The sequence below is a fragment of the Actinotalea ferrariae genome, assembly GCF_019733465.1.
Classification (GTDB): Bacteria; Actinomycetota; Actinomycetes; order Actinomycetales; family Cellulomonadaceae; genus Actinotalea; species Actinotalea ferrariae_A.
The window spans coordinates 1-19,136 of record NZ_JACVQL010000055.1 but is presented as its reverse complement, the minus strand read 5'-3'; the positions used below and the strand labels follow the sequence as shown (position 1 = coordinate 19,136).

Genomic DNA, 19,136 nt, shown 5'->3' with positions numbered 1-19,136 from the left:
CGCCCCAGCAGCTGCCAGCCGCCGGGGCTGCGCCGCGGGTAGACCGCCGAGCACGGCCCGCCGACGGCGACCGACCCGGCCGGGACCGCCGTCCGCGGCACGTCCCGCCGCGGGACGGGCGGGAGGTCGCCGACGAGGTACACGAACCCCGGGGCGAAGCCCGCGAGGGCGGCGCGCCACACGGTGCCCGAGTGCGCCGCGACGACGGCGTCACGGCTCGTGCCGGTGAGGGCGGCGACGTCGTCGAGGTCCTCCCCGTCGTAGACGACGTCGAGCGTCACCGGACGGCGGGCGGCGCGCTCGACCCCGGTCGGCCGCAGGGTCGCGACCACGCCGGCCGCGCGCGCCTGGCGACGCGCGTCGTCCAGCAGGACCAGGAGGCTGCGCTCGGCGGGCTGCAGGTCCACCTGCCCCGGCACCGGGTCGCGCCGCAGCGTCGCCGCCAGGGCCAGCACCTCGTCCAGGTCGGCGCACACCACCAGCAGCGCCCGGTCGCCCATGGGATGCACCGTGCGGGCGCGTGCCGGGCGCTCCGTCCGGCCGTCCCCGTGGGACGCGGTCATCGGACGAACGGCTCGACCGCGATCCCCCGCGCCTCGAGCGCCGCCCGGACCGCGGTCGCCGAGCCGACCGCGCCGGGCGTGTCACCGTGCAGGCACAGCGTCTCGACGTCGAGACGCACCACCGTCCCGTCGTCGGCCTCGACGGTGCCGTCCTCCGCGAGCCGGGCCGCACGGGCGGCCGCGACGGCGTGGTCCGTCACCAGCGCCCCGGGCGCGCCGCGCGGGACGAGGCTGCCGTCCGCCCGGTAGCCGCGGTCGACGAAGGCCTCCCCGACCGTCCGCAGGCCCGCCTCGCGGGCTACCCTCTCCGCGACCCCTCCCGGAAGCACCACGAGCGGGAGCCCCGGGTCGACCGCGTTCACGGCCGCCACGACGGCGCGCGCCTGGGCGTCGTGGCGGGCGATCGCCGTGTACAGCGCGCCGTGGGGCTTGACGTAGCGGACGGCGGTGCCGGCCGCTGCCGCGACCGCCTGGAGGGCGCCGACCTGGTAGACGACCTCGTCGGTGAGCTCGCTGGGCTCGACGTCCAGGAAGCGCCGACCGAACCCGGCCAGGTCGCGGTACCCCACGTGCGCGCCGACGACGACGCCGCGGCGCGCGGCCTCCAGGCACGTGCGCCGCATGGTGCTCGGGTCGCCGGCGTGGAAGCCGCACGCGACGTTGGCGCTGCTGACCAGGCCGAGGAGGGCGGCGTCGTCCCCCATCGGCCAGACGCCGAAGGCCTCACCGAGGTCGCAGTTGAGGTCGATCGTCACAGGACGACGCTACTGGTCGGGGCGGCACGCGTGGTCGGGGCGGCACGCGCGAGCCCCGGGCGGCAGGGCCGCCCGGGGCTCGGGTACTGCTCGCCGTCGGCTCAGTACGACTGCGACTGCTGGTCCGAGGAGTCGCCGTGCGACCCCTGGACCGAGTCCTTCGCGTCCTGCGCCTGGCCCTTGAGGTCCTGGGCCGCGGACTGGCCCTCCTCCTTGAGCGTCTGCGCGGCCTCGGTCGCCGCCTCCTTCACCGACTGCGCCGCCTGCTGCGCGGGCTCGCGGAGATCGGCGGCCGCCGTCTGGGCGACGGACTTCGCCCCCTCGACGAGGGTCGACGCCTGGTCCTTGACCTGGCCGGCGACGTGCTGCTCCTTCTGGCTCGCCGGGATGAGCGAGCCCACGAGCCAGCCCAGCCCGAAGGCCACGAGGCCCGCGGCGAGCGGGTTGCCCTCCGCCTGCCGCTGCACGGTGCCGGGCACGTTGCGCACGGCGCTCGTCGCGCTCGAGGCCAGCGAGCTCGCGCCCGAGGCGACGTTCTGCGCGGCCCCCGAGACGCCGTGGCCGACGGAGCTCGCGGCACCGGCGACGCCGTGGCCCACGCTGCTCGCGGCGCCCTGGACGCTCTCGCCGACGCTGCTCGCCGTGCCGGAGACGCTGCCCCCGACGTTGCTCGCCGTACCGGACACGTGCTCCCTCGCGCTGTCAGACACGCCCATCACCTTGTCCTTCAGAGTGCTCGCCTTGTCCTTGACCGACTCGACCTTGCGGTGCGCGATCTGGCTCGGGCTGACCTTCTCCTCGAGTGCGTTGACGTCCGAGCTGAGCTCGGCCCGCGTCCGCTCGATCTCGGCGCGGATCTCGTCCGGGTCGCTGCTGGTGGTCATCGGTTCTCCTCCTCGTGGCCCTTGAGTGCGTTCGGGATCTCGGCGACCGTCTCCTGCGTCTGCGGCGCGCCCTGGACCTTCTTGAGCTCGGCCTTGCCCTTGGCGGCCAGGACCGCGGCGACGACACCCCAGAGGAGCGCGACGATGATCGCGGAGATCGTGTTGTTGTCCATCAGGTCCCCGAGGCCCCACCAGAGGGCGACCGAGAGGAAGATGAGGACGAAGTGACCGGCGACGCCGGCGCCGGCGAGCATGCCGCCGCCCTTGCCGGCCTTCTTCCCGGAGTCCGCGAGCTCGGCCTTCGCGAGCGCGACCTCCTGCCGCATGAGCGTCGAGAGGTCACGCGTCACGTTGCCGATCAGCTCGCCGAGCGACGCGTCGGCCGGGTTCGAGGAGCCGGCCGCGGAGCCACCGGTCGGCCCCGGCGGCGCGACCGTCGGATCGGTGTACTCGCTCACCGGTTCTCCTCGGTCCACCGCTCCTCGGACTCGACGCCGGCGAGCGGGTCACCCGTCGACGTGCTGCCCGTGTCGTCGCCCGTCCAGGCCGGCGTGGCGGCCGACGTCGAGGCCACCGGCGTCTCGCCGCCGCCGACGCCACCGGTCTGGTAGGTCCTCTCGCCGTAGCCGGCACCCGTGGTGCCCGAGCCGTAGGAGGAGCCGCCCGCCGTGTCCGCGTCGCCGTAGGCGCCGGTGCCGTACGCGGGCGTCCCGTAGGTCCCGATCGTCCCGGTGGTGCCGTACGTCGACGTCGACCCGGTCGTGCCGTAGGTCTGCGCCTGCGAGGTGTCGGCGAGCCCGTACGAGCCCGTCGAGGCGGCGCCCGGTGCCCGGTGCGCGCCCGTCCCGTCGCCGTACGACGTGCCGCCGGTCGAGGTGTCGCTCGACGCGTCCCGCACGCCGCGCGTCAGCCGGCCCGCGATCAGGCCCGCGCCCGCCGCGATGAGCAGGAACGTGCCGGGCTTGCGCCGGGCGAAGTCCTTGACCTCGTTGAGCAGGTCGGCCGGCTCCCGGTTCTCGAACCACGACGCGATGCTGCCGGTCTGGTCGGCGACGGTCCGGGCGATCCCGGACGCGAGGCTGCTCTCGGCGCCGTCGGCCATCTGGCTGAGGTCCGAGCTGAAGGTGCGCAGACCGCCCGCGAGGCGCTGCTGCTGCTCGGTGGCCGTCGAGGCGAGCTGCGTCCGTCCCTGGCCCAGGAGGTCCTTGGCCTGGCGTCCTGCCTCGGCCGCGACGTTCTTGGCCTGGGCACCCGCCTCACCGGCCAGGTACTTCCCGCTCTCGGCGGCGCTCTGCGCGACACCCGAGGCCTCGTCCCGCGCGGTCTGCGCCGTGGACGTGCCCTCGGACGTCGACGGCGTCCCTGTCGAGTACTCGTACGTCATGTCGTCCTCCATCCGTTCGTCGGTCGGTCGCGAACGCGTCCGCGTGCGATCCGCGCCGTCCGTGCCGGGTTCTGGCCGGCAGCCGTGCTGCCCGCCGTCTGCTGTGCCCGTTCGTCCCGGATCAGCCCCTTGACAAACCTCGTCGCCGTGCGGTCCGGTTTCCAGCGACGCTAGGCGGGTCCCGAGGGGTCCGCCACCTGAACGAGCACCCGGGAGTCGCGACGCGCGCACCTGGCCATGGCCTGCGACAATCCGCCGCGGCGGCGGTGGTGGTGGTGGTGGTGCTGCTCGTCGCCTGCGGAGGCCCGACGCGGTCGCCCGCCGTGCCGTCCACTCCCCCGGCGGCGACGGCGCCGAGCACGGAGGTGACCGACCTCGCGGTCGAGGTCCGGCAGGGACGCGCGTCCTGGGCCGACCGGGTCGTGCAGGTGCGCGTGCGCAACGAGGGCGCCGCACCCGTCACCGTGCGGACCGCCGCGCTGACGACCACGACGACGACCACGACGGCGGTGTCCGACCCGGAGCGCGGGCGCCCGGTGCCCCCCGGTCGGTCGCGCGACTTCTCGGTGGCGCTCGGGGCGCCCGTCTGCGGGGCCGCCGACGTGACGGCGGAGGCCGTGCTCGAGGTCGACGCGGGAGACGCCGTCGAGACGATCGGGCCGCTCGCCGTGACCGACCCCCAGGGCCACCTGACCCGGATCCGCAGCGAGGACTGCGCCGCCGCGACCGTCCTCGCGGGCGTCGACCTGCGCGTCGACGGGCTGACCACGCAGGACACGCCCGACGGGCTCCTGGGCGTCCTCCGGCTGACCGCCTCCCCCGTGCCGGGCGGCCCCGCCGTGACCATCACGTCCATCGACGGCACGATCCTCATGGCGCCCCTGGGCGGCGCCGCCTGGGCACCGCCCGAGCTCGCCGCGCCCGTCACCGCGCCCACCACGGTCGACCTGCCGTTCCGGCCCAACCGCTGCGACCCGCACGCGGTCGCCGAGGACAAGCGCGGCACCTTCCTCGGTGTGCACGCGACCGTCGACGGCGTCCCGCAGCACGTCGTCCACGTGGGCACCGGCGAGGGGGTCACCGGGCAGGTGCACGACTACGTGGCGGCCGCCTGCGGCTGGTGAGCCACGACGCGCGCAGCGTCGCCCGGCCCCGCCGTCCGCCGCGACAGTCGCGCCGCGCCGGGGCAGCATGAGCCGGTGCGATCAGACCCGCCCCCGACCGGCGTCGACGTCGTCGTGGTGGGAGGCGGCCCGGCCGGTCTCAGTGCCGCCCTCGTGTTGGGCCGGTCCCGACGCTCCGTGCTCGTCGTCGACGACGGCCGCCCGCGCAACGCCGTGGCGCACCACGTCAGCGGGTTCCTCACGCGCGACGGCACGCCTCCGGACGAGCTCCTCCGGATCGCCGCCGAGGAGGTCGAGCGCTACGGGGTCGAGCTGCGGCGTGCCAGGGCGGAGGCGCTGGTCCCCCGGCCCGACGTGACGCCCGCCGCGGCCGGCGTGGACGTCGAGCTCGACGACGGCACGCGCGTGCGCGCCCGGCGCGTGGTCCTGGCCACGGGGTTGCGGGACGAGCTCCCGGAGGTCCCGGGCATCGCCGACCGGTGGGGTCGCGACGTGCTGCACTGCCCGTACTGCGACGGCTGGGAGACGCGTGACCGACGGGTCGGCGTGCTCGCCGGACGCGCGGACGAGGTCGGCAAGGCCCTGTCCATGACGCGGTGGACGAGCGACGTCGTCCTCCTGCTCCACGGCATGGAGCGCGACGAGATCCACCCCACCGACCGGGCGCGGCTCGACGCGCTCGGCGTCCGGGTCGTCGACGGTCCCGTCGTGGGCGTCGAGGTCGTCGACGACGCCCTCGCCGCCGTGCGGACCGCCGAGCAGCGGGTCGAGCTCGAGGCGCTGCTCGTCCAGCCTCGCCTCGTCGCGTCGGACGCCCTCGTCACGGCCGTCGGCGCGCGGGTCGAGGTCGGCCCGTTCGGCCACGTCCTCGTGACCGACCCGGAGGGCCGCACGAGCGTGCCGCACGTGTGGGCGGCGGGGAACGTGTCCGACCCCATGAGCCAGGTGGTCATGGCGGCGGCGGCGGGCTACCGGACGGCGCTGGCCGTGGACCACGACCTCATCGAGGAGGACGTCGACGACGCGGTCGCGCGGCGCGCGGGGTCCCCCGGGCGCGACGACGCCCCGGACGATCCGCTGGGGAGCGGTCCGCCCGGGGCGTGACGTGCGGGCTCGGCGCGAGCTCGCTCGGTGCGCTGGCTCGGTGCGCTGGCTCAGCGACCGGTCAGGTGCGCAGGTTCAGTGCGCGGCGTTGACCTCGGTGCCGATCTTGTGCACGAGGAGCGAGTTCGTCGTGCCCGGGACGCCGACCGGCGCGCCGAACACGATGACGACGAGGTCGCCGTCCTCCGCCAGCCCGTTGGCGCGCAGCGTCTGGTCCACCTGCACGACCATGGCGTCGGTGTGCGCCACCGTCGGCACCTCGTAGGTCTGGACGCCCCAGCTCAGCGCGAGCTGGTTGCGCACCGCGTGGTCCGGCGTGAACGCGAGCATCGGGATGGCCGAGCGCAGCCGCGAGACCCGACGGGCCGAGTCGCCGCTCTGCGTGAACGTCACGAGGTACTTCACGCCGAGGGTCTCGCCGACCTCCGCCGCGGCCCGCGTGATCGCGCCGCCACGCGTCTTCGGGCTCCACCCGAGGGCCGCGATGCGCTCGCGGCCGTGCTCCTCGGTGTTCTCGATGATCCGCGCCATGGTGCGCACTGCCTCGATCGGGTACTCGCCCACGCTCGTCTCGCCCGAGAGCATGACGGCGTCCGCGCCGTCGAGCACGGCGTTCGCGCAGTCCGAGGCCTCGGCACGCGTCGGCCGCGGCGCCGAGATCATCGACTCGAGCACCTGGGTCGCGACGATGACGGGCTTGGCCGACCGGCGCGCGAGCTCGACGGCCCGCTTCTGGACCAGCGGCACCTGCTCGAGCGGCAGCTCCACGCCGAGGTCGCCGCGGGCGACCATGATGCCGTCGAACGCGTCGACGATCTCGACGAGGTTCTCGACCGCCTGCGGCTTCTCGACCTTGGCGATGACGGGGACCGTGCGGCCCTCCTCCGTCATGATCCGCGCGACGTCCTCGTAGTCCACGGCGCTGCGGACGAACGACAGCGCGATGAGGTCGGCACCGAGGCGCAGGGCCCAGCGCAGGTCCTCCTCGTCCTTGTCGGACATCGCGGGGACGCTCACGGCGACGCCCGGGAGGTTGAGGCCCTTGTTGTTGGAGACCGGGCCGCCGACCTCGACGCGCGTGACGACGTCCGTGGCCGTCACGTCGGTGATCCGGACCGCGACGCGGCCGTCGTCGATGAGGATGCGGTCGCCCACCTTGGCGTCGCCCGGCAGGCCCTTGTACGTGGTGGAGACGCGCTCCTTGGTGCCCGGGACGTCGTCGGTCGTGATGGTGAAGACGTCGCCGTCGGCGAGCTCGTGCTTGCCCTCGGTGAACCGGCCCAGCCGGATCTTGGGACCCTGCAGGTCCACGAGCACGGCCACGGCGCGGCCCGAGGCCTTCGCGGCGGCGCGCACCCGGTTGATGACGGCCTCGTGCTCCGACGCATCGCCGTGGCTGCGGTTGATCCGCGCCACGTCCATGCCGGCGTCGACGAGCGCCTGGATCTGCTCGGGCGACTCGGTCGCGGGTCCGATGGTGCAGACGATCTTGGCTCTACGCATGTCTCCAGCCTATGTCCTCGGTCGTGGGACCTCACGGCCCCGGCGGGACGCGCAGGGGCGTCCCGATGTCGCACCCCGCAGGGGCGGGGTGTGGTTCAGCGGTCGTGCGGTCGGCTCAGGGGCGCATGGCCCGGTCGCTCGGCCGCACAGGGACGGGCAGCTCGGTGCTGCCGCGCAGGTAGGCGTCGACGCTGGCCGCTGCCGCGCGGCCCTCGGCGATCGCCCACACGATGAGGGACTGGCCGCGACCCGCGTCGCCGGCCACGAACACGCCCGGGACGGACGTCGCGTAGTCCTCGCCGCGCGCGATCGCGCCGCGGCCGGTCACGTCGGCGCCCGTCTGCTCCACGAGCTCCTCGGTCTCGGGACCGGTGAAGCCCATCGCGATGAGCACCAGGTCGGCCGGGATGTCGCGCTCGGTGCCCGGCGTGGGCACGCGTCGCCCGTCGGGGAGGTACTCGGTGGTGGCGACGCGCAGCGCCGTGACGCGACCCTGCTCGTCGCCGACGAGCCCGACAGTCGAGGCGAGGTAGCTGCGCTCGCCGCCCTCCTCGTGGGAGGAGGACACCTCGAAGAGCAGCGGGTCCGTGGGCCACGGCTGGTTCTCGGGGCGCTCGAGCGGGGGCTGCACGCCGATCGCGAGGGTCGTGACGGATGCGGCGCCCTGGCGGAGCGACGTGCCGAGGCAGTCGGAGCCGGTGTCGCCGCCGCCGATGATGACGACGTGCTTGCCGGTCGCGACGATCTGGTCCGGCACCTCGACCCCCGCGACGACGTCGTTCTGCTGGTGCAGGAACTCCATCGCCGGGTGGACGCCCTCGAGGTCCGCACCGGGCACGGGGAGCCGGCGCGGCACGGGCGCGCCCGTGGCCACGAGCACGGCGTCGTACCGCGTCCGCAGCTCCTTCCAGGTGATGTCCTTGCCGATCTCGACACCCGGCCGGAAGCGCGTGCCCTCCTCCTTCATCTGGGCGACGCGCCGGTCGATGAGCTCCTTCTCGAGCTTGAAGTCGGGCACGCCGTAGCGGAGCAGGCCGCCGATGCGGGCGTCCCGCTCGAAGACGGCCACCGTGTGACCGGCGCGCGTCAGCTGCTGGGCGGCCGCGAGACCCGCAGGCCCGGAGCCGACGACGGCCACAGTGCTGCCCGTGAGGAAGTGCGGCACCTGCGGCGTGACGTAGCCGCGCGCGAACGCCTCGTCCGCGATGGCCACCTCGATGTTCTTGATCGTGACCGGCGGCTGCGAGATGCCGAGCACGCACGACGACTCGCACGGCGCCGGGCAGATGCGGCCCGTGAACTCGGGGAAGTTGTTCGTCTGGTGCAGGCGGTCGCTCGCCTCGGCCCACTGGTCCTTCCAGACCAGGTCGTTCCAGTCGGGGATGAGGTTCCCGAGCGGGCAGCCCTGGTGGCAGAACGGGATGCCGCAGTCCATGCAGCGCCCGGCCTGGGCGTGCAGCATCGCACCGTGCTCGGCGCTCTCGGCGGCCGTGCGGTGCTCCGTGACCTCGCGCCAGTCCATGAGCCGGACGGGCACGGGCCGGCTGGGCGGGAGCTCACGGTCCCGCACCTTCAGGAAACCGCGGGGGTCAGCCACGGGACACCTCCAGGATCTGGTCCCACACGCCGGGGGCCGCGGGGTCGAGACCCTGCTCCTCGGCGGCGGCGAGGGTGGCGAGCATGCGCTCGTACTCGGTGGGCAGCACGCGCGTGAACCGCGCGAGGGCCGCGGGCAGGTCGTCGAGCAGCTCGGCGGCCCGGGGTGACCCGGTCTCCTCGTGGTGGGTGCGCAGCAGGCCCTCGACCACGACGGCGTCCTGCTCGTCGAGCGGCGAGAGGGAGAGCTCCCCCGCGGCGAGCGCCGGGGCGTTGACCGCCTCGCGCCGCAGGTCGAGCACGTACGCCCGCCCGCCGGACATGCCGGCGCCGAGGTTGCGCCCGGTGCGGCCCAGGATGAGGACCGTCCCGCCCGTCATGTACTCGCAGGCGTGGTCGCCGACGCCCTGGACGACGAGCGTCGCGCCCGAGTTGCGCACGGCGAACCGCTCGCCGACGACGCCGCGCAGGAAGATCTGCCCGGACGTCGCGCCGTAGCCGATGACGTTGCCCGCGATGACGTCGCGGTCGCCCGAGAGGACCGCGGCCTTGTCCGGGCGGACCAGGATCCGGCCGCCCGAGAGACCCTTGCCGACGTAGTCGTTCGCGTCGCCGAAGAGCCGCAGCGTGATGCCGCGGGGCAGGAAGGCACCGAGCGACTGACCCGCGGAGCCCGTCAGCGTGACGTCGATCGTGTCCGGGGCGAGGCCGTCGCCGCCGTACCGCTTGGTCACCTCGTGGCCGAGCATCGTGCCGACCGTGCGGTTAACGTTGCGCACGGGCAGCGCGATGCGCACGGGCTCGGCGCGCTCGAGCGCGTCGGCGGCCATGGCCACGAGCTGGTTGTCGAGCGCCTTGTGCAGGCCGTGGTCCTGCACCGAGGTGTTGCGCAGCGACGAGCCCGGCACCGGCTCGGGCCGCGCGAGCACGGGCCCGAGGTCGAGACCGGCGGCCTTCCAGTGGTCCACCGCCGCGCGCGTGTCGAGGGCCTCGACGTGGCCGACGGCCTCCGCGATCGACCGGAAGCCGAGGCTCGCGAGGTACTCGCGCACCTCGGTCGCGATGAACTCGAAGAACGTCTCGACGAACTCGGGCTTGCCCGTGAAGCGGGCCCGCAGCTCGGGGTTCTGCGTCGCGACGCCCACGGGGCAGGTGTCGAGGTGGCAGACGCGCATCATGATGCACCCGCTGACGACCAGGGGTGCGGTCGCGAACCCGAACTCCTCGGCCCCGAGCAGCGCGCCGACGACGACGTCGCGCCCGGTCTTCATCTGGCCGTCGACCTGGACGACGACGCGGTCGCGCAGGTTGTTGAGCACGAGCGTCTGCTGGGCCTCGGCCAGGCCGATCTCCCACGGCGTCCCCGCGTGCTTGAGGGACGTCAGCGGGCTCGCGCCCGTGCCGCCGTCGTGCCCCGAGACGAGGACGACGTCGGCGTGCGCCTTGGCGACACCGGCCGCGACCGTCCCCACGCCGAACTCGCTCACGAGCTTGACGTGCACCCGCGCCGCGGGGTTGGCGTTCTTGAGGTCGTGGATGAGCTGGGCGAGGTCCTCGATCGAGTAGATGTCGTGGTGCGGCGGCGGCGAGATGAGGCCGACGCCGGGCGTGGAGTGCCGCGTCGCGGCGATCCACGGGTACACCTTGTTGCCCGGCAGCTGACCGCCCTCGCCCGGCTTGGCGCCCTGCGCCATCTTGATCTGCAGGTCGTCGGCGTTCGTGAGGTAGTCGGCGGTGACCCCGAACCGGCCCGACGCGATCTGCTTGATCGCGGACCGGCGCTCCGGGTCGTGCAGGCGCGCCGGGTCCTCGCCGCCCTCGCCCGTGTTCGAGCGTCCGCCCAGGCGGTTCATCGCGACGGCGAGCGTCTCGTGCGCCTCGGCCGAGATGGACCCGTAGGACATCGCGCCCGTGTTGAACCGCTTGACGATCTCGCTGACCGGCTCGACCTCGTCGAGCGGGACCGGCGGACGCACGCCCTCGGCGAAGGTCAGCAGCCCGCGCAGCGTCGCCAGGCGGTTCGCCTGGTCGTCGACGCGGCGCGTGTACTGGCGGAACACGTCGAGCTGACGCGTGCGGGTCGAGTGCTGCAGCCGGAAGACCGTCTCGGGGTCGAACAGGTGGATCTCGGCGTCCCGGCGCCACTGGTACTCGCCGCCGACGTCGAGCCGGCGGTGGGCCTGGGGGTTGCCGCTCGCCGGGTACGCGTCGGCGTGGCGCGCCGCGACCTCCGCCGCGATGACGTCGAGGCCGATGCCGCCGAGCCGGCTCGTCGTGCCCGCGAAGTAGCGGTCCACGACCTCCTGGGACAGGCCGAGCGCCTCGAACACCTGCGCGCCGCGGTACGACGCGATCGTCGAGATGCCCATCTTGCTCATGACCTTGAGCACGCCCTTGCCGAGCGCCTTGATGAGGTTCGCGACGGCCTTCTCGGGCGAGACCGCGCCGAGCGACCCGTCGAGCGCGAGGGCCTCGACCGACTCCATGGCCAGGTACGGGTTGATGGCCGCGGCGCCGTAGCCGATGAGCAGCGCGACGTGGTGCACCTCGCGCACGTCGCCCGCCTCGACCACGAGGCTCACCCGCGTCCGCGTGTGCCGGCGCAGGAGGTGGTGGTGCACCGCGCTCGAGAGCAGCAGGGACGGGATCGGGGCGTTGTCCGCGTCGGAGTGGCGGTCGGACAGGACGATGAAGCTGACGCCGTCGTCGACCGCGCGGTCCACCTGCTCGAAGATCTCCTCGAGCCGCGTCCGCAGGGCCTCCTCGCCGCCGTCGACCTTGTACAGGCCGCGGACGATCGCGGAGCGGAAGACGCCCGCCATCGCCGGGTCGCGGTCGATCCGGACGATCTTGGCGAGCTGGTCGTTGTCGAGCACCGGGAAGGGCAGCACGAGCTTGCGGGCGTGCTCGGGCACGTCGGCGAGGAGGTTCGGCTCGGGGCCGATCGCGCCGCCGATCGAGGTGACCAGCTCCTCGCGGATGGCGTCCAGCGGCGGGTTGGTGACCTGCGCGAACATCTGGGTGAAGTAGTCGAACAGGAGCCGGGGCCGCGAGGAAAGCACGGCGACCGGCGTGTCGGAGCCCATGGCGCCGAGCGGCTCGCCGCCCGTCGCCGCCATCGGCGAGAGGAGGATCTTGAGCTCCTCCTCGGTGTACCCGAACGCGCGCTGACGACGGCGCACCGACGCAGGGCTGTGCTGCACGTGCTCACGCTCGGGCAGCTGGTCGAGGAAGATCGAGTGGTCCGCGACCCACTGCGCGTAGGGACGCTGGGCCGCGAGCTGGGCCTTGATCTCGTCGTCGGCGATGACACGCCCGGCACCCGTGTCGACGAGGAACATGCGGCCCGGCTCGAGCCGGCCCTTGCGGACGATCGTCGCCGGGTCGAGGTCCAGCACGCCGGTCTCGCTCGCGAGCACGACGAGGCCGTCGTCGGTGATCCAGTACCGCCCGGGGCGCAGGCCGTTGCGGTCCAGCACCGCACCGATGAGCGTGCCGTCCGTGAACGTCAGCGCGGCGGGGCCGTCCCACGGCTCCATGAGGCTCGCGTGGTACTCGTAGAAGGCGCGCCGGTCCGGGTCCATCTCGGTGTGGTTCTCCCACGCCTCCGGGACCATCATGAGCACGGCGTGCGGCAGGCTGCGGCCCGCGAGGTGGAGCAGCTCGAGCACCTCGTCGAACGTGCCGGAGTCGCTGCTGCCCGGGCTGCACACCGGCAGGAGCGGCTGGAGGTCGCCGAGGGCGTCGCTCGCGAGCGTCGACTGGCGGGCCGCGATCCAGTTCCGGTTGCCGCGGACCGTGTTGATCTCGCCGTTGTGCGCGAGCAGCCGGAACGGCTGGGCCAGCGGCCAGGACGGGAACGTGTTGGTCGAGAACCGCGAGTGCACGAGCGCGAGCTCGGACGCGTAGCGCGGGTCGGACAGGTCGGGGAAGAAGGGCTCGAGCTGCGCCGTCGTGAGCATGCCCTTGTAGGTCAGGGTGCGCGCCGACAGGGACGCGAAGTACACGCCGAGCTCGCGCTCCGCCCGCTTGCGGACACGGAACGCCCGCCGGTCCAGGTCGATGCCGGCGAGCTCGCGCGCCGGGTCGGCGACGACGAGCTGGCGGAAGACGGGCATGCTCGCCCGGGCCGTCGGGCCCACGAGACCCGCGGTCACGGGCACGTCGCGCCAGGCGAGCAGCTCGAGCCCCTCGTCGACGACGAGCTTCTCGATGCCCTCGACGGCGTGCTGCAGCGCGTCGGTGTCCGTCGGGAGGAACGCCATGCCGATCGCGTAGCGACCGGCGCCCGGCAGCTCCGCGTCGACGACGTCCCGGAGGAAGGCGTCGGGGATCTGGGTGAGGATGCCGGCGCCGTCGCCGCTGTCCGTCTCGGCGCCGACGGCGCCGCGGTGGTCGAGGTTGAGCAGCGCCGTGAGCGCGGCGTCCACGATGTCGCGGCCCGGGGTGCCCCGGAGCGTGGCGACGAAGGCGACCCCGCACGCGTCGTGCTCGGCCGCCGGGTCGTACAGACCGGCCGCCTCGGGTGCCGCGGTGTGGTGGAGCGCTCGGCTCATGGTCACCGTCCTCGCTGGACCCGGACGTGGCGTCCGGGCAACTGGGTCAAGGGGATGCGGGACGCCGTCGGCCCAAAAGCGTGGTGAACATACCCGCAGCGCTCGGGGTCCGTCGCCCCTCTCGCGGGTGACATATGTCACCAGCCCCACGTGCGGTCCTGCTGGGCGCTTGGTGAGCGCCTGGTGAGCGCTTGATTCAGCGCTGGTTCCCCGAGCGGGTCGCCGGCTCGTCGGCCGCGTCCGTCTCGGTCGTCTGCGTCACGGTCCCCCGGGGGTCGGTGCCCGTGGTGGCATCGGAGGTCTCGGGGGTGTCCGGCTCCGGTTCCGCCGCGGCGTTGCGCGACGCTCCCGGCCGGTCCTCGTCGACCTCGACCGTGGTCTCGCGTCCGGGGTGACGACGTCCGACCAGCACGAAGGCTACCAGCGCGCCGAGGAACACCAGGATCGACGTCCAGACGTTCAGCCGGAGCCCGAGCACCTGCTCGGCCGGGTCGATCCGGAGCAGCTCGACCCACAGCCGGCCGGCGGTGTAGAGCATCACGTAGAGGAAGAAGACGCGCCCGTGGCCCAGGCGGAACCGGCGGTCGAGCCGCAGCAGGAGCGCGGCGCAGGCGAGGTTCCACACGAGCTCGTAGAGGAACGTCGGGTGGAACAGCGTGTCCGCCGGGTAGCCGTCGGGGAACGTGGGCCCGTCGGGGTCGATCCGCAGGCCCCACGGCAGGGTCGTCGGGCCGCCGAAGAGCTCCTGGTTGAACCAGTTGCCCAGCCGCCCGATCGCCTGCGCCACGAGCAGCCCGGGCGCGACGGCGTCCGCGAAGACCGCGAAGCGGACCCCCTGCCGCCGCGTGCCGATCCAGGCGCCGACGGCACCGAGCGCGATGGCACCCCAGATGCCGAGGCCGCCCTCCCAGATCGCGAGCGCGCGCACGGGGTCGCCGTCGGGCCCGAAGTAGGCGTCGGGCGAGCTCAGCACGTGGTAGATGCGGCCGCCGACGATGCCGAAGGGCACCGCCCAGAAGACGATCTCGAGCACCGTGTCGGCGTCCCCGCCGCGCTCGACCCACCGGCGGCGGGTGAGCCACAGCGCGACGAGGATCCCCGCCATGATCGACAGCGCGTAGGCGCGGAGCGGGAAGGGTCCGAGGTACCAGGTGTGCTGGGGCGGGCTGGGGATCTCCGCCGGCAGCCGGCCGGCGGCCAGCGCGAGGGCGGCCGCGGCGGACGAGATCATCCGCGCGCCGTCCGGACTCCCTCGGCGAGGTCGCGCACGACCTCGGCGAGCCCGTCCCGGCCCTCGGCCGCCGTGCTCGCCTCGACGAGCGGACGCACGAAGGCGCTCCCGACGATGACGCCGTCGGCGTACCGTCCGACCTCCGCCGCCTGCTCCGCCGTGCTCACGCCGAGGCCCACGCAGACGCGCTCGGCGCCGCCGCGACGCGTGTCCGCGACCAGCCGCTCGGCGTCGGCGCCCACGGAGGCGCGCGTGCCCGTGACGCCCATGGTCGAGGCGGCGTAGACGAACCCGCGTGCGGCCCGCGCCGTGAGGGAGAGCCGCTCCGTCGTCGAGCTCGGCGCGACGAGGAAGACGCGGTCGAGCCCGTGGCGGTCGGACGCCTCGAGCCACTCCCCTGCCTCGTCCGGGATCAGGTCGGGCGTGATGAGGCCGGCCCCGCCCGCCGCGGCGATGTCGCGCGCGAACGCCTCGACGCCGTACCGGACGACCGGGTTCCAGTAGGTCATGACGAGGACGGGTGCGCCCGTCGCGGCGACCGCCTCGACCGCCCGCAGCGTGTCCCGCACCCGGACGCCGCCCGCGAGCGCGTGCTCGACGGCGCGCTGGATGAGCGGTCCGTCCATCACGGGGTCGGAGTACGGGACCCCGAGCTCGACGACGTCGACGCCGGCGTCGACCATCGCGCGCGCCGCCTCGATCGACGCGTCGACGTCGGGGAAGCCGACCGGCAGGTACCCGACGAGCGCCGCGCGGCCCTCGGCCGCCGTGCGGTCGAGGGTCGCGGCGGTGCGCGAGGCGACCTCGTGGCTCGTGCCCGTCACCGGCTGCCCTCCTCGTCGAGCAGCGAGAACCAGCTCGCCGCCGTCTCGACGTCCTTGTCGCCGCGGCCGCTGAGGTTGACGAGCAGGACCTCGTCCGTGCGGCCCTCCGCGGCAGCCTCGCGGCCCAGCTGCATCGCCCCGGCGAGGGCGTGCGAGGACTCGATCGCGGGGATGATCCCCTCGGTCCGGCACAGCAGCCGGAACGCCTCCATCGCCTGCGCGTCGGTGATCGGGCGGTACTCGGCGCGGCCCGTGGTGGCGAGCCACGAGTGCTCGGGCCCGACCCCCGGGTAGTCGAGCCCGGCGGAGATCGAGTGGCTCTCGATCGTCTGGCCGTCCTCGTCCTGGAGCAGGTAGGAGCGCGCGCCGTGGAGCACGCCGGGCGCACCCCCGGTGAGGGTCGCCGCGTGCCGCCCGGTGTCCACGCCGTCGCCGCCGGCCTCGAGGCCGACCAGGCGCACCGACGCGTCGTCGAGGAACGCGTGGAAGATGCCGATCGCGTTCGACCCGCCGCCCACGCACGCGGCGACGACGTCGGGCAGGCGGCCCGTGAGGTCGAGCACCTGCTGCCGTGCCTCGACGCCGATGATCCGCTGGAGGTCGCGGACCATCGCCGGGAAGGGGTGCGGGCCGGCGACGGTGCCGAAGACGTAGTTGGTGGTGCCGACGTTCGTCACCCAGTCGCGGAGCGCCTCGTTGATCGCGTCCTTGAGCGTGCGCGAGCCGGTCGTGACCGGCACGACCGTGGCGCCGAGCAGCCGCATGCGGGCGACGTTGAGCGCCTGGCGCCGCGTGTCCTCCTCGCCCATGTAGATGGTGCAGTCGAGGTCGAACAGCGCTGCGGCGGTCGCCGTCGCGACGCCGTGCTGGCCCGCGCCGGTCTCGGCGATGACGCGCTTCTTGCCGAGCCGCTTGGTGAGCAGCGCCTGGCCGAGCACGTTGTTGATCTTGTGCGAGCCGGTGTGGTTGAGGTCCTCGCGCTTGAGGATCACGCGCACGCCGCCGCAGTGCTCCGCGAAGCGCGGCACCTCGGTGATGATGCTCGGCCGGCCCGTGTAGGTGCGGTGCAGGCGCAGCAGCTCGTCGGCGAACGCGGGGTCCGCCTTCGCCTTGCTGTACTCGGTGTCGAGCTCGTCGAGCGCCTCGATGAGCGCCTCGGGCACGAACCGCCCGCCGAAGTCGCCGAAGTACGGGCCGAAGCCCGCCTCGGACGTGACGGGACCGGGCTCGACCGGCTCGGGCTCGGCGAGGTGCTGCGCGGCCTGCTCGCGGCCGGTCACTGACGCACCGCCCGCAGCGACGGGTGGGCGCCCGCGGCCACGAGGTCGGCGACCGCCGCGCGGGGGTCGCGGCCCGTGACGAGGGACTCCCCCACGAGCACGGCGTCGGCACCGGACCGCGCGTAGTCCATGACGTCGTGCGGCCCGCGCACGCCCGACTCGGCGATGCGCACGACGCCGTCGGGGATCATCGGGGCGACGCGGGCGAAGGTCGTGCGGTCCACCTCGAGGTTCTTGAGGTTGCGGGCGTTGACGCCGATGCAGCGCGCCCCCGCGTCGAGCGCGCGGCTCACCTCGTCGACGTCGTGCACCTCGACGAGCGCCGTCATCCCGAGGGAGTGCACGCGCTCGACGAGCGACGTGAGCACCGTCTGCTCGAGCGCGGCGACGATGAGCAGGCAGAGGTCGGCGCCGTGCGCCCGGGCCTCCCACACCTGGTAGGGCGTGACGATGAAGTCCTTGCGGAGCACGGGCACGTCGACCGACGCGCGCACCGCGTCCAGGTCCGCCAGGCTCCCACCGAAGCGGCGCTGCTCGGTGAGGACGGAGATCGCCGCGGCACCGCCCGACTCGTACTCGGCCGCGAGCGCGGCCGGGTCGTCGATCGACGCGAGCGACCCCTTGCTGGGGCTCGAGCGCTTGACCTCCGCGATGACCGCCACGGCGGCCTCGTCGTGGAGCTTGCACTCCTTGGCGTCGGGCACGCGTGCAGCGCGCTCCTTGACCGCGGCGAGCGGCACCCGCTCCTCACGCTCGGCGAGGTCCGCACGGACCCCCGCGATGATGTCCTCGAGGACCGTCATGTCGCCACCTCCCCGCGGGCCCACCCCCGCGAACCCGTCCGGGTCATCGTAGGGCCGCCCGGGGGACGCCCCCGCCACGCCCACGTGCTGGGACCGCCACGCAGGCGTCACGCAGGCGTCACGCCCGCGTCACGGCGCGAGCCACGGCCCGAGCGCGGGGACGTTGCGGAGCACGGTGAACGCCACGAGGACGACGAGCACCGTGGCGATCGCCCACGGGGGGGCCGCCCACCGGCGCGGCCGCCCGCTCCACGCACGGACCGTCCACGCGACCCACGTCGCGACGGCGAAGGGCGCGAGGAGCAGCAGGAGCGGGTTCATGTCCCAGGCTCCGGCGACGTCGAGGTGCAGCAGGCTGTGCACCGCGCGCATGGTCCCGCAGCCGGTGCAGAAGAACCCGGTCAGCGCGAGCACCGGGCAGGTCGGGAAGTGCCCGGGCTCGTAGGGGTCGAGGGCGAGGACGACGACGGCCGCGGCGGTGGCCGCCGCGGCCGTCGTCAGGGGCGCGAGGACGGCTCGTCGCACGGCGCCGTCACGCCCGTCCTGCTGTCATGCGTCGTCGTGCCTCAGTACGTCGTGCCCGTGGTGGCCGCCGTGATGACGCCCGCGGCCGCGAGCGCGATGTAGAGCACGATGACGATGCCACCGAGGATGGTCGCCCAGAGGGCGAACTGCTTCGCCTTGCGCGACGAGTCGGCGGCGCCGGCGGCGTCACCCTGCGCCCACTTGGAGTTCACCTGGGTCGAGAAGACGATCGCCGGGATGGCCAGCGGCCAGCACAGGAAGACCGAGATGATGGCCCAGACGAGGTAGTTCGGGGGCGGCGAGCCCGCGGGCTGGTAGCCACCGCCACCACCGTACGCGGGCGGGGGCGGCGCCGAGCCGTAGGACGGGGGCGTCGAGCCGTACGGCGACTCGGGTCCCGTGGGCTCCTGGGGGCCGGGGGGTGTGCTCATGCACTCGCTCCTGAGGGTGTCGATGTCACGACGCGGCCTTGTCCGCGTCGTGCTGACCGGCGCGCTGGCCGGGCTGACCGAAACCGAGCATCTTCAGCACGCGTCCGAGGACGAGGGCCACCACGATGATGCCGATGCCGACCACGAGCATCCACTGCTCCGCGACGACCATCCCGATCGCCGCCACGGCGCCACCGAGCAGGACCAGGGTCACGGTGACCCAGGCAGCCGTCGTGTGCCCGTGGTTGCGGGGCGGGGCAGCCGGCGGCAGGTAGTTCACTTCGCCGGAGCGGTCGTGGGTCTCACGCATGCGTACGTGCCTTTCGTGGAGTGGTCGTGAGCCTATCCAACCTCGTGCACGGCGGCGCAGCGCCGCGCACCGGGCGTCTAGGTCGGGTCCTCGCCGCGCGTGAGCGAGTCCCACGCGTCGTGGTCGTCGGCCGGTGTCCCCGGCGGGGTCGCGTCGTGCCCGGCGGGCGGGTGCGTCGCGGGCCCGTGCGCGGCGGACCCGTCCACCGGCGCCCCGGTCGCGGCCGGCGCTCCCCCTGCCGCACCCGGGCGCTCGTGCCGCGC

The 19,136-nt window shown here is 74.2% G+C and carries 17 protein-coding genes and 1 pseudogene; 2 read left to right on the top strand and 16 right to left on the bottom strand.

The genetic code is table 11. The features are described 5' to 3' along the window. From ICW40_RS05315 to ICW40_RS05295, 5 genes are all read right to left on the bottom strand, one after another. On the bottom strand, positions 1–500 hold a 500-nt coding region (locus tag ICW40_RS05315), incomplete at its 3' end, for a 5-oxoprolinase subunit B family protein (RefSeq protein WP_260458819.1). Positions 501–559: 59 nt separating this feature from the next. Further along, entirely contained in the window at positions 560–1,318 is a 759-nt protein-coding gene (locus ICW40_RS05310; RefSeq protein WP_221652793.1) for a LamB/YcsF family protein, read from the bottom strand. Positions 1,319–1,419: 101 nt separating this feature from the next. Then, positions 1,420–2,202 (bottom strand): DUF3618 domain-containing protein, encoded by a 783-nt coding sequence (locus ICW40_RS05305; protein ID WP_221652792.1) that lies wholly within the window; start codon positions 2,200–2,202, stop codon positions 1,420–1,422. Further along, a complete protein-coding gene (locus tag ICW40_RS05300; protein WP_260458821.1) occupies positions 2,199–2,564 on the bottom strand; it encodes a phage holin family protein in 366 nt (121 codons plus the stop codon). Before ICW40_RS05300 ends, ICW40_RS05305 begins: the two co-directional genes overlap by 4 nt. A 92-nt stretch (positions 2,565–2,656) precedes the next feature. Then, positions 2,657–3,586: a hypothetical protein gene (locus tag ICW40_RS05295; RefSeq protein ID WP_221652791.1), complete on the bottom strand. Its 930-nt coding sequence runs from the start codon at positions 3,584–3,586 to the stop codon at positions 2,657–2,659. A 365-nt stretch (positions 3,587–3,951) separates the two neighbouring features. Here ICW40_RS05295 and ICW40_RS05290 point away from each other — a divergent pair, with 365 nt between their 5' ends. Next, positions 3,952–4,710 (top strand): hypothetical protein, encoded by a 759-nt coding sequence (locus tag ICW40_RS05290; protein WP_221652790.1) that lies wholly within the window; start codon positions 3,952–3,954, stop codon positions 4,708–4,710. A 75-nt stretch (positions 4,711–4,785) separates the two neighbouring features. Beyond that, positions 4,786–5,814 carry an NAD(P)/FAD-dependent oxidoreductase gene (locus tag ICW40_RS05285; protein WP_221652789.1) on the top strand — a complete coding sequence of 343 codons (1,029 nt, stop codon included), beginning with the start codon at positions 4,786–4,788 and terminating at the stop codon, positions 5,812–5,814. 75 nt (positions 5,815–5,889) lie between these two features. Here ICW40_RS05285 and pyk read toward each other — a convergent pair whose 3' ends face one another. The 11 genes and pseudogenes from pyk to ICW40_RS05230 all read right to left on the bottom strand — a co-directional run. Beyond that, positions 5,890–7,317: a pyruvate kinase gene (gene pyk / locus ICW40_RS05280; protein ID WP_221652788.1), complete on the bottom strand. Its 1,428-nt coding sequence runs from the start codon at positions 7,315–7,317 to the stop codon at positions 5,890–5,892. A 115-nt stretch (positions 7,318–7,432) separates the two neighbouring features. After that, on the bottom strand, positions 7,433–8,914 hold the full coding sequence (locus ICW40_RS05275; protein WP_221652787.1) for a glutamate synthase subunit beta: 1,482 nt from the start codon (positions 8,912–8,914) through the stop codon (positions 7,433–7,435). Then, positions 8,907–13,469, bottom strand: a complete 4,563-nt coding sequence (gltB, locus tag ICW40_RS05270; protein ID WP_221652786.1) for a glutamate synthase large subunit — start codon at positions 13,467–13,469, stop codon at positions 8,907–8,909. Before gltB ends, ICW40_RS05275 begins: the two co-directional genes overlap by 8 nt. A 196-nt stretch (positions 13,470–13,665) precedes the next feature. After that, positions 13,666–14,700, bottom strand: a complete 1,035-nt coding sequence (gene lgt, locus ICW40_RS05265) for a prolipoprotein diacylglyceryl transferase (protein ID WP_221652785.1) — start codon at positions 14,698–14,700, stop codon at positions 13,666–13,668. Continuing rightward, positions 14,697–15,524: a tryptophan synthase subunit alpha gene (gene trpA, locus ICW40_RS05260; RefSeq protein WP_221652784.1), complete on the bottom strand. Its 828-nt coding sequence runs from the start codon at positions 15,522–15,524 to the stop codon at positions 14,697–14,699. Before trpA ends, lgt begins: the two co-directional genes overlap by 4 nt. Beyond that, complete coding sequence (gene trpB, locus ICW40_RS05255) at positions 15,521–16,804, bottom strand: tryptophan synthase subunit beta (protein ID WP_221652783.1); 1,284 nt, start codon at positions 16,802–16,804, stop codon at positions 15,521–15,523. The genes trpA and trpB overlap by 4 nt, the downstream gene beginning before the upstream one ends. After that, on the bottom strand, positions 16,801–17,607 hold the full coding sequence (gene trpC, locus ICW40_RS05250) for an indole-3-glycerol phosphate synthase TrpC (RefSeq protein WP_221652782.1): 807 nt from the start codon (positions 17,605–17,607) through the stop codon (positions 16,801–16,803). The genes trpB and trpC overlap by 4 nt, the downstream gene beginning before the upstream one ends. A gap of 129 nt (positions 17,608–17,736) precedes the next feature. Beyond that, complete coding sequence (locus tag ICW40_RS05245; RefSeq protein ID WP_221652781.1) at positions 17,737–18,132, bottom strand: DUF2752 domain-containing protein; 396 nt, start codon at positions 18,130–18,132, stop codon at positions 17,737–17,739. Between the two features lie 41 nt (positions 18,133–18,173). After that, positions 18,174–18,563, bottom strand: coding sequence for a CD225/dispanin family protein (locus ICW40_RS05240; RefSeq protein WP_221652780.1), 390 nt, complete (start codon positions 18,561–18,563; stop codon positions 18,174–18,176). Between the two features lie 25 nt (positions 18,564–18,588). Further along, complete coding sequence (locus ICW40_RS05235) at positions 18,589–18,873, bottom strand: HGxxPAAW family protein (protein ID WP_221652779.1); 285 nt, start codon at positions 18,871–18,873, stop codon at positions 18,589–18,591. A 77-nt stretch (positions 18,874–18,950) separates the two neighbouring features. Then, positions 18,951–19,136, bottom strand: a pseudogene (locus tag ICW40_RS05230) (Trp biosynthesis-associated membrane protein); the annotation flags it as partial.

What these genes read in the sequence shown, in the direction of transcription:
- gltB (WP_221652786.1), bottom strand. Translation starts at nt 13,469, where the DNA reads ATGAGCCGAGCGCTCCACCACACCGCGGCACCCGAGGCGGCCGGTCTG.
- ICW40_RS05305 (WP_221652792.1), bottom strand. Translation starts at nt 2,202, where the DNA reads ATGACCACCAGCAGCGACCCGGACGAGATCCGCGCCGAGATCGAGCGG.
- ICW40_RS05240 (WP_221652780.1), bottom strand. Translation starts at nt 18,563, where the DNA reads ATGAGCACACCCCCCGGCCCCCAGGAGCCCACGGGACCCGAGTCGCCG.
- pyk (WP_221652788.1), bottom strand. Translation starts at nt 7,317, where the DNA reads ATGCGTAGAGCCAAGATCGTCTGCACCATCGGACCCGCGACCGAGTCG.
- lgt (WP_221652785.1), bottom strand. Translation starts at nt 14,700, where the DNA reads ATGATCTCGTCCGCCGCGGCCGCCCTCGCGCTGGCCGCCGGCCGGCTG.
- trpC (WP_221652782.1), bottom strand. Translation starts at nt 17,607, where the DNA reads ATGACGGTCCTCGAGGACATCATCGCGGGGGTCCGTGCGGACCTCGCC.
- ICW40_RS05295 (WP_221652791.1), bottom strand. Translation starts at nt 3,586, where the DNA reads ATGACGTACGAGTACTCGACAGGGACGCCGTCGACGTCCGAGGGCACG.
- ICW40_RS05235 (WP_221652779.1), bottom strand. Translation starts at nt 18,873, where the DNA reads ATGCGTGAGACCCACGACCGCTCCGGCGAAGTGAACTACCTGCCGCCG.